We start from the raw sequence: 12,881 nt of genomic DNA on the forward strand, positions 1-12,881 counted from the left end.
GCGCGAGTGCACCCCATGACGGCCCACGCGGCATCGCGGAGCTCGGCACCGCGCGGACACGGAGGGCAGCCCCCCGCACCGGGGCACGGGGCGCCACGGGGCGGGAGCATCCCTCGCAACGGGGGGGCGGAGCACGCGTACGGGGCAAGCCCCCGCAGCGCGATGCGAGAGGCCGAGGCACGGGGCACGGGGCGCGTCGCTTCGGCCCGGAGCACGCGGACGCGGGGGCGGGAGCCGGTCCGGGACACGGAGCGCGACGCGTGGGGGCCGTCGCAGCGCCCCACCGCATCCCCGCGGCGCCGCGCACGGAAACACGAGAGGTGGGCGCGAGACGCGGGAACGACAGAGCACGGAGCGCAGGCGCGGAACTCGGGCGCGGAACACGCTGCCTCGGCATGGAGCCGCCGGAGGTCGGTTGGCCCGTGTCATGGGCGTGGGTGTCGGCTCCGGGACAGCTTGCCGTCGTACCGGGGGCGTACGCCGTGTCGACGGGCCGGGAGACGCGGCGGGCAGCGGGGGCGCGTCGCCTCGGGTCCACGCGGCGGGGTGTGGGGCTGGCGCCAAGAGGCGTACGTCGCGGCCTTGGGCAGCAGGGGCCGCCGTCGCGGTCGGGGGTGGTCGGGCCAAGCGGCCCGGGGTGGGCGCGCCAGCCGGGGCGGACTGGGTGCGGGGGCCGACCGGGTGGACACGGCGCCGGCCGCGCGGCCAGGCGCCAGGCGGGCGCGGGGGCAAAGAGGCCGGGCGGGCGCGGGGCCAGGCGCCAGACGGGTGGGCGCGGGCCGCGTACGGGGGTGTGAGTGGGGGGTGCGGCGAGGGAGAGAGGCTCTGGGACGCGCGGGGCCTGCGACCGTGCGCTGGGGGGCGCATCGAGTTGGGGCGGACGGGGGCGGCGGGCTCCAAGTGGGCCGTGGGGCGCCGCCCACCAGGGAGGTGGCCGCTACTCGGGGGCTTCGGTCAGAATCGTGCGACGGGGGTTGGCCGTCTGAGTGGGCAGTTCAACGCGCTGGGCCGGCTGCTCTTCGGCGGGCACGGCCTGGAGTTCTTCGGCATCCTTGAGGTGGGCGAGGGTGGTGCGCCGCGGGTTGGCTATGTTGCGGAACAGCATCGTCGTCTTCACTGGATCTGCCTCGTCTTGTCGTTGTCGCGGACGGTGTAAAGCGTCAGGCTAAACGCGCGCTTCCCCTGAAATCCGCGAGCCCAGTCACGCCCAGCATGTGAGTTCTCTCACGAAGAGGCGGACAAATGCCGCATCATGCGCACCTATCACCTTGGGCGGAATCCGGCATTCCTAGCTCAAGCCGACTTTCCGCTCTTGATCATCGCGACCCGGACACACGCCACTCCTGAGCGGAACGTGCATAAAAGTCCGTTATCACGGCCATTGTTTTCCACATGCGGTCACTTTATTGCCACGTACCGTCACCGCATCCACACCGTGACCCACGGCTCTTGTTGGAGCATCCGGCACTGTGCTGGAATTCCACGGACCGCCGACAGGATTCACCTGGCGCGCAGCGGGGCGCAGACGGGGCGCCGAGCGGCGGCGGCCTCGCTCCCCACAGGGAAAGGGTCAAGCGCGCCGGTCACTCACGACTCGACACCGTTTCGCCGTACGCACGGCGGGACGCCTGGTCCAGAGGTTGCGACGCTAGTGCAGGGACGTTTCAAGAAGGATGGCAACGCCGCGGCGGACTCCGAGCCGCGCGGTGGTACCGACCGCGGTGCGGAGGTCAGTACGCGGTCGACCGCGCCCAGCGGGGAAGAGTCATCCGGCGAGCGGCCGAAGGCGAAGGGGCCCACCGGGCCCGGTCCGCGAATAGCCCTGCGTAACTGGAAGATCAGCACCCGGCTCGTGTCGCTGCTCGCCCTTCCCGTCGTGGCCGCCACCACACTGGGCGGCCTGCGTATCCACAACTCGCTGGACAACATCGAGCAGCTCGACCAGATGAAGCTGCTCACCGAGATGACGCAGCAGGCGACCGAGCTGGCCAACGCGCTCCAGGAGGAGCGCGACCAGTCGGCCGGCCCGCTGGCCGGTGTCGGCGACGACCAGGACGACCAGGTGGTCGCCCCCCGCGAGGCGACCGACCAGGCGCTCGTCGCGTTCGCCGACGCCACGGACAACCTCGACCCCGTCGACCCGGCGATCACCGGTGTGCAGTCCACGGTGATCGACATCAAGAAGCAGCTGCTCAAGGTCGTCGAGATCCGTAAGCAGGCGTACAAGGACCGCGACTACACCTCGCAGACGATCCTCGGGTACAACGAGCTGATCACCTCGCTGCTCTCGCTCTCCCAGGACATGGCGCAGGCGACCAGCAACCGCGCGATGATCAACAAGACGCGGGCGCTGGCCACGTTCTCGTCGGCCAAGGAGTACGCGTCCATTCAGCGTGCCTCGGTCAGCGCGGCCCTGGCGCACCCGGACAAGCCCCGCCTCTCGGCGATCGACAGCCGGTACACCTCCACGGCGCTGGAGAAGGAAGACCAGGCGCTGCGCCGGTTCCTGGAGATCCGCAGCGGCGACAGCACCGAGCTGCTCGACCCCCTCACCGGTGGCAACAGCGACATCAACGCGGCCAACAAGTACGCGCAGCGGATGGTACGCAACCCGGAGAGCCTGGCGTCCGCCAAGCGCACGTACATGGACTGGTACGACCAGGACAGCATCAAGCTCGTCGCGATGTCCAAGATCGAGCAGACGCTGCTGACGGAGATGCAGCAGAAGGCCCGTGAGCTGCGCTCCGAGGCCAAGCAGGACGCCATCATCAACGGTGCGCTGATCCTCCTCGTGCTCGGCATCTCGCTGGTCGGCGCGTTCGTCGTCTCCCGCTCCATGGTGCGCTCGCTGCGCCGCCTCCAGGACACCGCGCAGGACGTCGCCCAGCAGCGGCTGCCCGAGCTCGTCAAGGAGCTGTCCGAGCACGACCCGCAGGACGTGGACACCTCCGTCGAGTCGGTCGGCGTGCACAGCCGGGACGAGATCGGCAAGGTGGCCGCGGCCTTCGACGACGTGCACCGCGAGGCGGTCCGACTGGCCGCCGAGCAGGCGCTGCTGCGCGGCAACGTCAACGCGATGTTCACCAACCTCTCGCGCCGCAGTCAGGGCCTGATCCAGCGCCAGCTCTCGCTCATCTCCGAACTGGAGTCCCGCGAGGCCGACCCGGACCAGCTCTCCTCGCTGTTCAAGCTGGACCACCTGGCGACGCGTATGCGTCGTAACGGTGAGAACCTGCTGGTCCTCGCCGGCGAGGAGCCGGGGCGCCGGTGGACGCGCCCCGTGCCGCTGGTCGACGTGCTCCGTGCGGCGGCCTCCGAGGTGGAGCAGTACGAGCGGATCGAGCTCAGCTCCGTGCCGGGCACCGAGGTGGCCGGCCGGGTCGTCAACGACCTCGTGCACCTGCTGGCCGAGCTGCTGGAGAACGCGACGTCCTTCTCCTCGCCGCAGACCAAGGTCAAGGTCACCGGGCACGCGCTGCCGGACGGCCGGGTGCTCGTGGAGATCCACGACACCGGCATCGGGCTCTCCCCCGAGGACCTGGCCGCGATCAACGAACGGCTGGCCAGCCCGCCCACCGTGGACGTCTCGGTCTCGCGCCGCATGGGTCTGTTCGTGGTCGGCCGGCTGTCGCTGCGCCACGGCATCCGCATCCAGCTGCGGCCCTCGGACTCGGGCGGCACGACCGCGCTGGTCATGCTCCCGGTCGACGTGGCCCAGGGCAACGGCAAGAAGCCCGCCGCGAACCCCGGCGGCGCACCCGGCGCCCCGGGTGCGCCCGCCACCCCCGCCACGGGCACTCCCGCGCTCGGCAAGCCGGGCGGCAACGGGGCGAGTGGCCCGGCGGGCAGCGGCACGCGCCGTCAGGTGCCCGGCGCGGGCCCGCGCGCGGAGCTCGCCGGCGGCGGCGCGAGCCCGCGCAGCAAGCCGGCGCCGACCGGCCCCGTGCCCCCGACGGGCACCGGCGGTCAGCCGACGCGCGGCGCCACCCGCAGCGGCCTGCCGACGCGCCCCGTGGGTGCCTCGGTGCACGGCAACGGGGCGGGCGGCGCCCACCCGGGCGGCGGTGACTTCTTCGGCGGCGGTGGCAGCGGCAACCGGGCCAGCGGCGGCGGAAACGTCCCCGCGACCACCGGCGACTTCTTCGGCGGCAGCCGGGCCGGCGCCCGCAGCGCGGCCGACCAGGACCAGCGGCCCGACGCGGGCCGCCCCGCCCTGCCCACGCGCGATGGCCAGGACACGCGGGACGGCGGCCCCACCGTCGCCCCGCCGACCGGTGCCCCCGCGAACGCGGGCCGCGCCGGTGGGTCCGGCCAGCGCCCGCAGCTCGCCCAGCGCGGCCCGGCGCCCGAACTGCCCGGCACCCCCGGCCCCGTGCCGTCCCCCGCCGCCTCCGACGGGCCGGCTCCGGACGGTGAGCCGCAGTCCCCGGGTGCCAACTGGGGCGCCCGGCGTGCCGCCGCGGCGGACGACTGGCCCACCGACCGCGACGCGCCGCGCGGTCACGAGGAGATCGACACCACGCCGCCCTTCCCACGGGGCGCCGCCGGCGGCCCCGGGGACACCGGCGAGTTCGCCGTCCCCACCGCTCCGCACGACGCGCTCGGGGCCGGCGACACGGGGACGTACACACGGCCCGGTGGCGCGGACGCCGGCTACGGTCGCCCCGACGTCGCCGACACCGGCGCGTACGCGCGGCCCGGCGGCCCGGGCGACACGGGCGAGTACGCGCTGCCGACGCGGCGCCCCGCCGACACCGGCCAGTTCGCCCTGCCCGCCGGCCCGGGCGACACCGGGGAGTACGCGCGTCCGGACGACACCGGTGGGTACGCGCGGCCGGAGACCCCTGACGCCTACCCCGACGCGTACGCCCAGGGCACCTCCGAGGACACCGGCGGCTACCCGCGGCCGGAGGACACCGGCGCCTATCAGCGGCCCACCGACACGGGGCAGTTCGCGCGGCCCGACGGCCCCGCGGACACCGGCGAGTACCCCCGTCCGACCAACGGGACGGGCGGGTACGGCGACACCGGCGAGTACGCGCGCCCCACCGACACCGGCGGCTACCCCCAGCCGGCCTACGACCTGGGCGCCGCCACCGGCGAGTACGCGCGGCCGGGCGACACGGGCGAGTACCCGCGCCCGGAGCTCGCGGCGGGCGAGTCCGGCGACACCACCCAGTTCCAGCGGCCGGACTTCAACGGCCCGCCGCCCGGACGGGGCGGGGCCTACCTGCCGCAGGGCGGTCCCGGAGTGGGGCTGGGAGCGGGCGCCGTCGATCCGGAGCCGAGCCCCGCGCCCGAGGACGACCACCTCACCGGCGAACTGCCGCTCCCGCAGGGCTTCGACAACGGCGGCACCCCGATCTTCGACACGATCGAGTCGCGCTGGTTCCAGAGCCCGCAGGGCCCCGTGCCGGCCGGCGAGCCCGCGCCGGACGAGGGCGCCGCGTACCGCGCGCCCGAGCCCGCCGCGCCGCCGCTGCCGCGCCGCGAGCCGAGCCAGCGGGCCGGAGCGGCGGAGGCCACGGACACCCGGGCCGACGGCAATTCGGCGGCCTGGCGCTCCTCCCCCAACGACGAGCGCTGGCGGCGGGCCGAGCAGGTTCGCGAGCCGGCCGCGGGCGGGGTGACCTCCTCCGGTCTGCCCCGTCGGGTGCCGCGCGCCAACCTCGTGGACGGCACCGCCGAGGAGCAGCCCAGCCAGCGGCGCGGCGGTCCCCAGGTCTCCCGCGCGCCCGACGACGTGCGCGGGCGGCTGACCAATCTTCGTCGTGGCATTCAGCAGGGCCGTCAGGCCGGAACGGATGGTCGGCCATGAGTCTCGCGGTCGCGGTCCCCTTCACCAGCAGGAGCGTTAGTTGAGTCCGATGAGCCAGGCGGCGCAGAATCTGAACTGGTTGATCACCAACTTCGTGGACAACACCCCGGGGGTGTCCCACACGGTGGTGGTCTCCGCCGACGGTCTTCTTCTGGCGATGTCGGAGGGGTTCCCGCGCGATCGTGCCGATCAACTGGCGGCGGTCGCCTCGGGACTGACATCGCTGACGTCGGGGGCCTCGCGCATTTTCGAGGGCGGCTCCGTCAACCAGACGGTGGTCGAGATGGAGCGCGGTTTCCTCTTCATCATGTCGATTTCCGACGGCTCGTCACTCGCCGTGCTCTCCCACCCCGAGTGCGACATTGGTCTCGTTGGTTATGAGATGGCGCTTCTCGTCGATCGTACGGGTAATGTCCTGACCCCTGACCTGCGCGCGGAGTTGCAGGGAAGTCTGCTCAACTGACCCCCGTCCACCGTCCGTCCTCAAGCTTGACTGCCAGGCCCCCCACCGGCACCGACCGACGGCACCACTACCAGCTTGCTGTCCCGACCGGAGGAACCATGAATCCGCCCGCAGCCTCGACCGGCCCGTACGGCGCCTCTCATCACGCGTCGTACGGGGTTGAGGGCGACCAGCCGCTGGTGCGCCCGTACGCGATGACCGGGGGCCGTACCCGGCCGCGCTACCAGCTCGCCATCGAGGCGCTGGTGAGCACCACGGCGGACCCCGCCCACCTGCAGGGGCTGCTCCCCGAGCACCAGCGGATCTGCCACCTGTGCCGTGAGGTGAAGTCGGTCGCCGAGGTCTCCGCGCTGCTGGCGATACCCCTCGGTGTGGCCCGTATTCTCGTCGCCGACCTGGCCGAGGCCGGCATGGTGGCGATCCACCAGCCCGGCAGCTCGGAGGCGGGCGGCACGCCTGACGTGACACTGCTCGAAAGGGTGCTCAGTGGACTCCGCAAGCTCTAGCGGCGCGGCCCGCTCCACCACCTCCGCGAAGATCGTGGTGGCGGGCGGCTTCGGCGTGGGCAAGACCACGTTCGTCGGTGCGGTCTCGGAGATCAGTCCGCTGCGTACCGAGGCCGTGATGACCTCCGCGTCGGCGGGGATCGACGACCTGAGCCACGTTCAGGACAAGACCACGACGACCGTGGCGATGGACTTCGGCCGCATCACCCTGGACGACGACCTGATCCTGTACCTGTTCGGCACGCCCGGCCAGGACCGGTTCTGGTTCATGTGGGACGACCTGGTCAAGGGGGCGATCGGCGCGATCGTGCTGGTGGACACGCGCCGACTGGCCGACTGCTTCCCGGCCGTCGACTACTTCGAGAACTCCGGCCTGCCCTTCGTCATCGCCCTCAACGGCTTCAACGGCCACCAGCCGTACTCGCCCGACGAGGTGCGCGAGGCGCTCCAGATCGGTCCGGACACGCCGATCATCGTCACCGACGCCCGGCACCGGAACGAGACCAAGAGCGCGCTGATCACCCTGGTCGAGCACGCTCTGATGGCCCGCCTCAAGTAGCGTGAGTTACCCGGCAGTTGCGATGCGCCGACGTTGTGTCGTTTGCCACGGCTAGCCCGCAAATTCATAACGTTTCGACAGGCAATTACCGCCCAGCGATCACCCTGAGCCATTTCGCGACTCCACCGAGTAAGCGGATCCTCTCAGTTTTGCTGACTCTCGCCCTTAACGCCCGTTTTATCTGCGTGGCCGACAGTGTCCCATCCATAAGCGGCACTGTTTGGAATGCGCATGCCTCACGTGCTGGAATTCGCTGAACTGAGCAGTAGGGGCTCAGCAGAGAACGGCACGACATCCAGTGCCGACGCCGAGAGGTTGTTGGTTAGTGAGGCGAAGCACGACGGCGCCCGCGACGGGGTCGCCCCAGCCACGGACCCCACAGGGTCGGGCACGGGGCAACTTCACGCCGCCCACGCGCACGGGGGCATCGCCCGACGAGGCACCGGAGGCCCCACCACCCCACGGCGGCCCCTGGTCGCCGCGCAACTGGCGGGTCCCGGTCCGGCTGAATGTCATCCTGCTCATCCCGGTCCTGGTGGCACTGGTCTTCGGCGGCCTGCGCGTCGCCTCGTCCGTGGACACCTGGCGCGAGGCACGCGACGCCGAGCGCACCGCCCGTCTGGTGCGCGCCGCCGCGGCGTACGGTCAGGCGCTGATCAACGAGCGGGACGTGTCCACCGTCCCCCTGCTCTCCGGCCGCGAGACCGACGAGATGAAGCAGGCGCGGCGGGAGACCGACGAGGCTGCCAGGGATTTCGACCGGTACGCCGACGACATGCCGGGCGAGGCCGGCCTCGAACGACGCCTCAAGGCGTTCCGCACGGTCGAGCCACGGCTGGGCTCGCTGCGACAGAACGCCTTCACCTCGCAGCTGCCCGGTGTGCAGACCGAAGAGGGTTACGTCACCGTCCAGCACCCGCTGATGGAGTTCGCCAACGAGCTCGGCCTCGGTACCGGCAACATCACCTCCTACGGCCGCACGGTCTACGCCATGTCCCTGGCCAAGGCCGCCGAATCGTTGCAGCGCTCGATCGGCGCGCACCTGCTGACCAAGCCCGGCCCCGGCGACGCGGACCGACAGGCCCAGCTCACCGCCTTCTCCTCGTACGCCTACCTGGAGCGGATCGCGCTGCTCGAGTTCGAGTCCGGCGGGATGGACGAGGACACCGCGCATCTGCGCAAGGCCCTCAGGGAGGCCGAGGCGAGCGGCGCGAAGAAGCTGGCCGACGCGCGGCAGCGGGCCGAGGCCCGTGGGGACACGTACAAGACCCCGCCGTCGATGGACACGATGGCCAAGGCCATCGGTACCGGCGCTTCCCCCTCGGAGCTGCGCCAGCAGGGCATCACCGCCGAGTCCTGGTTCACCCTCTCGACGGCGAAGTTCGACGCCTACCGCGAGGTCGAGGTGAGCCTGGTCGACAAGGCCGTGGACGAGGCCGCGCAGATCTCCTCCGACGCCCGGCGGGACACCTATCTCAACTCCGCGATCGTGCTGCTGGCCCTGCTGGCCGCGTTCATCGTGGCCGGGCTGATGGCCCGCTCGATGAGCCGGAGCATGCGCCGGCTGCGCAACGCCGCCCTGGAGGTGGCCGAGGAGCGGCTGCCGGAGCTGGTCGACCAGCTCTCGCGCGCCGAACCGGGCCACACCGACACCCGGGTCGCGCCGATCCCGATCGCCGGCCGGGACGAGATCGGCGAGGTCGCCCGCGCCTTCGACCAGGTGCACCGGGAGGCGGTGCGGCTGGCCGCCGAGCAGGCGCTGCTGCGCGGCAACGTCAACGCGATCTTCACCAACCTCTCGCGGCGCAACCAGGGCCTCATCGAGCGGCAGCTCACGCTGATCAGCACACTGGAGAACAACGAGGCCGACCCGGACCAGCTGGAGAACCTGTTCCGGATGGACCACCTGGCCACGCGCATGCGCCGCAACGGGGAGAACCTCCTGGTCCTGGCGGGCGAGGAGCCAGGCCGACGGTGGAACCAGCCGGTGCCGCTGGTGGACGTGCTGCGCGCCGCCGCCTCCGAGGTGGAGAGCTACGAGCGGATCGAGCTGGCCGGCGTCCCGGACAGCGAGATCCACGGCACCGCCGTCACGGACCTGGTGCACCTGCTGGCCGAACTGCTGGAGAACGCCAGCACCTTCTCCTCACCGCAGACCAAGGTGCGGGTGACCGCCACCCGGCTGCCCGACGGTCGCGTGATGATCGAGATCCACGACAAGGGCATCGGCCTGACCGCCGAGGACTTCGCGGACATCAACCACAGGCTGGCCCATCCGCCCACCGTGGATGTGGCGGTCTCCCAGCGCATGGGCCTGTTCGTGGTCGGTCGCCTGGCCAATCGGCACGGCATCCGCGTCCAGCTCCGCCCGGCGGGCGAGCAGGCCGGCACCACCTCGCTGGTCATGCTGCCCGAGCCGATCACGCACGGCGGTGGCGGCGACGACGAGCCGTCCCCGGGTGACTTCGCCGTCTCGCCGATCGTCCCCGAGCAGCCCGCGCCCCCGGCGTCGCGGGGACCGGACGTCCCGCACCCGGCCGTCGAGCCGGGCTTCGCGGACCCGGGCGCGCACAACGCCACCTACCCCGACCAGTCCAGCCCGGCGTACGACAACGGCCCGGTGACATACGACAGCGACCCGGCCGCGCCGTACGGGGCCGGGTACGACGGCGCGTACGGAGCGACCCAGCCGGCCCCGTACGGCGCGGAGCGGAGCGGCGACCTCGGCACGGGGCACGCGCACGAGGGCGAATACGCCGCCGGGTACGGCACCGGGTACGCCGCGCCACGGGACGCCGCGTCCGCGCCGGCCGGGCACGCCACCGACGCCCTGGGCGACGGTACGTATCCGGAAGGTGACTACGCGGATCAGTCGACGACCGGACAGCAGCCCTACCCCGCCCACGACGGGCAGGGTCACCAGGGTGAGTGGGGGGCGGCGGACCCGTACCAGCGGCGCCCCGTCGACGGGTACGGAGCCCAAACGGAACCCCTCTCGAGCGCTGCGGAAGACGGCTCGGAGCGCGTAGAGTTCGACCGTCCGGGCCCCTCGCCCAGCGACGTCCACTCGATCACCGAGGCGGGCCTCCCGCGCCGTGACAAGCAGTGGGGGGCTCCGGACGGGGCCGCTTCCGCAGCCGTGGCGGCGGACCACACCGAGCCAACCGAACCAGCACCCGAGGAGCGGGCGGAGCCGGAGCGGCGGCGTACGGACTCCGGCTGGCAGTCGGCGAACGACGAGCGCTGGCACCGTGCCGAGCAGCTCCGCGAGCCGAAGGCGGGCGGAGTGACCCCGTCCGGCCTCCCCCGGCGCGTCCCCAAGGCCAACCTGGTGGAGGGCACCGCCGAGGAGAGCCAGCAGGGCGGACCCCAGATTTCGCGGGCCCCGGAGGACATCCGCGGCAGGTTGAGTAACCTGCGCCGCGGGGTCCAGCAGGGGCGCGACGCTGGCGTCGACAACAGCACGCACCACCAGCATGACCAACAGGGCTTCGGCCCCGGCAGCACCTACGATCAGGAGCGTTAGTGTGAGCCCGATGAGCCAGGCGGCGCAGAACCTGAACTGGTTGATCACCAACTTCGTGGACAACACCCCAGGGGTGTCCCACACGGTGGTGGTCTCCGCCGACGGACTCCTTCTGGCGATGTCCGAAGGGTTCCCCCGTGACCGGGCCGACCAACTGGCGGCCGTAGCCTCCGGTCTGACCTCGCTGACCTCCGGGGCGTCCCGCATCTTCGAGGGCGGCTCCGTCAACCAGACCGTGGTCGAGATGGAGCGCGGCTTCCTCTTCATCATGTCCATCTCCGACGGGTCCTCGCTGGCCGTGCTCGCTCACCCCGAGTGCGACATCGGCCTGGTCGGCTACGAGATGGCTCTCCTCGTCGACCGCGCGGGCGGCGTCCTCACTCCGGACCTCCGCGCGGAACTGCAAGGGAGCCTTCTCAACTAGCAAACGAACAGTGCGTTTCGCGCCACCGCGCCATAGGGTGCGGTGGCGCGACCGGCAGACAGGCGAGTTGGAGGAGGAACCGTGGCAACGCCCCCGAGCGGCTATTCGTACGGCGAAGGGCAGCAGCCTGACCCCCAGGGCCAGGCGCCGCTGAACCGGTTCAACTTCCCCTCCACGCCCAGCCGTCGGGTCCGGCCCACGGCCCAGCACCAGCCCGACGCGGCCGACCAGGCGCACCAGGCCCAGCCCCAGCAGGGCCAGTACCCCGCTCAGCAGCCGAACGGTTCGTGGAACCCCGACCCGCGACAGCGGCAGCCGTACCCCCAGCAGTCGTACGAGCAGCAGCCGTACGAGCAGCCGTCGTACGGACAGCAGCCGTACGGGCAGGACTACGGCCAGCCCTACCAGCAGCCGCGCCGACCGGCGCGGCAGCGTCCCCAGCCGGGCTACGAACCGCCCACGGGGCCGCACCAGCCCCACAGTCCGCGCATCGAGCCGATGCCGCCGCAGCGGTACGAGCCGGAGCCGGCTCCGGCTGGTGGCGCGCACAACCCGCTGGTGCGCCCGTACGCCATGACCGGCGGCCGTACCCGGCCGCGCTACCAGCTCGCCATCGAGGCGTTGGTGAGCACGACCGCCGATCCGTCCCAGCTCCAGGGCCAACTGCCCGAGCACCAGCGGATCTGCCACCTGTGCCGCGAGATCAAGTCGATCGCCGAGATCTCCGCACTCCTCTCCATCCCCCTTGGCGTCTCCCGCATCCTCGTCGCCGACCTGGCCGAGGCGGGGCTCGTCGCCATCCATCAGCCCGGCGGCGACGAGAGCGCCGGCGGTCAGCCTGACGTGACACTGCTCGAAAGGGTGCTCAGTGGACTTCGCAAGCTCTAGCGGTGCAGCTCGCTCCACCACCTCCGCGAAGATCGTGGTGGCGGGCGGCTTCGGCGTGGGCAAGACCACGTTCGTCGGCGCGGTCTCGGAGATCAACCCGCTGCGCACCGAGGCCGTGATGACCTCCGCATCGGCGGGGATCGACGACCTCACGCACGCGCCGGACAAGACCACCACCACGGTGGCCATGGACTTCGGTCGCATCACGCTCGACCAGGACCTGATCCTGTACCTGTTCGGCACGCCCGGTCAGGACCGGTTCTGGTTCATGTGGGACGACCTGGTACGGGGCGCGATCGGCGCCGTCGTCCTGGTGGACACGCGCCGACTGGCCGACTGCTTCCCGGCCGTCGACTACTTCGAGAACTCCGGCCTGCCCTTCGTCATCGCCCTCAACGGCTTCGACGGGCACCAGCCGTACACCCCCGACGAGGTGCGCGAGGCGCTCCAGATCGGGCCCGACGCGCCCATCATCGTCACCGACGCCCGGCACCGGAACGAGGCGAAGAGCGCGCTGATCACCCTGGTCGAGCACGCCCTCATGGCCCGTCTGCGCTAGCGCCTCGCGGCAGCGGCCACCGCGAACCGGGCGCCGGCCCGTCCCGCGCGCCCGTCCGGCGCCCCGTGGCCGCGTGCCGGCGCGCGCGGTGGGCGAGGAGACGGAGAAGCCCCCGTCGCTCCTGGAGCGACGGGGGCT

At 72.1% G+C, this 12,881-nt stretch carries 9 protein-coding genes; 8 read left to right on the top strand and 1 reads right to left on the bottom strand.

Going from position 1 to position 12,881, the window contains the following annotated elements; translation table 11 throughout:
• Positions 1-937: 937 nt before the first annotated feature.
• Positions 938-1,117, bottom strand: a complete 180-nt coding sequence (locus tag ACFVFR_RS04235) for a hypothetical protein (protein ID WP_383697922.1) — start codon at positions 1,115-1,117, stop codon at positions 938-940.
• Positions 1,118-1,651: 534 nt separating this feature from the next.
• Between ACFVFR_RS04235 and ACFVFR_RS04240 the strand changes: the two genes are divergently transcribed.
• The 8 genes from ACFVFR_RS04240 (at position 1,652) to ACFVFR_RS04275 (ending at position 12,743) form a co-directional block, all read left to right on the top strand.
• Entirely contained in the window at positions 1,652-5,818 is a 4,167-nt protein-coding gene (locus ACFVFR_RS04240; RefSeq protein ID WP_383697924.1) for a nitrate- and nitrite sensing domain-containing protein, read from the top strand.
• A gap of 49 nt (positions 5,819-5,867) precedes the next feature.
• Complete coding sequence (locus tag ACFVFR_RS04245; RefSeq protein ID WP_383698063.1) at positions 5,868-6,281, top strand: roadblock/LC7 domain-containing protein; 414 nt, start codon at positions 5,868-5,870, stop codon at positions 6,279-6,281.
• Positions 6,282-6,379: 98 nt separating this feature from the next.
• On the top strand, positions 6,380-6,787 hold the full coding sequence (locus tag ACFVFR_RS04250) for a DUF742 domain-containing protein (RefSeq protein WP_383697926.1): 408 nt from the start codon (positions 6,380-6,382) through the stop codon (positions 6,785-6,787).
• Positions 6,768-7,346, top strand: coding sequence for an ATP/GTP-binding protein (locus ACFVFR_RS04255; protein ID WP_383697928.1), 579 nt, complete (start codon positions 6,768-6,770; stop codon positions 7,344-7,346). The genes ACFVFR_RS04250 and ACFVFR_RS04255 overlap by 20 nt, the downstream gene beginning before the upstream one ends.
• Positions 7,347-7,671: 325 nt before the next feature.
• Entirely contained in the window at positions 7,672-10,872 is a 3,201-nt protein-coding gene (locus ACFVFR_RS04260; RefSeq protein ID WP_383697930.1) for a nitrate- and nitrite sensing domain-containing protein, read from the top strand.
• Positions 10,873-10,882: 10 nt separating this feature from the next.
• Complete coding sequence (locus ACFVFR_RS04265; RefSeq protein WP_383697932.1) at positions 10,883-11,296, top strand: roadblock/LC7 domain-containing protein; 414 nt, start codon at positions 10,883-10,885, stop codon at positions 11,294-11,296.
• A gap of 81 nt (positions 11,297-11,377) precedes the next feature.
• Positions 11,378-12,184 (top strand): DUF742 domain-containing protein, encoded by an 807-nt coding sequence (locus ACFVFR_RS04270; protein WP_383697933.1) that lies wholly within the window; start codon positions 11,378-11,380, stop codon positions 12,182-12,184.
• A complete protein-coding gene (locus ACFVFR_RS04275; RefSeq protein WP_176164313.1) occupies positions 12,165-12,743 on the top strand; it encodes an ATP/GTP-binding protein in 579 nt (192 codons plus the stop codon). The genes ACFVFR_RS04270 and ACFVFR_RS04275 overlap by 20 nt, the downstream gene beginning before the upstream one ends.
• The last annotated feature ends 138 nt before the right edge of the window (positions 12,744-12,881 follow it).

This window comes from Streptomyces sp. NPDC057702 (assembly GCF_042799315.1).
In the GTDB taxonomy this organism is placed as follows: Bacteria; Actinomycetota; Actinomycetes; order Streptomycetales; family Streptomycetaceae; genus Streptomyces.

Bases quoted from the DNA above. Each gene is read 5' to 3' on its own strand.
- ACFVFR_RS04245 (WP_383698063.1), top strand. From the start codon at position 5,868: ATGAGCCAGGCGGCGCAGAATCTGAACTGGTTGATCACCAACTTCGTG.
- ACFVFR_RS04250 (WP_383697926.1), top strand. From the start codon at position 6,380: ATGAATCCGCCCGCAGCCTCGACCGGCCCGTACGGCGCCTCTCATCAC.
- ACFVFR_RS04265 (WP_383697932.1), top strand. From the start codon at position 10,883: ATGAGCCAGGCGGCGCAGAACCTGAACTGGTTGATCACCAACTTCGTG.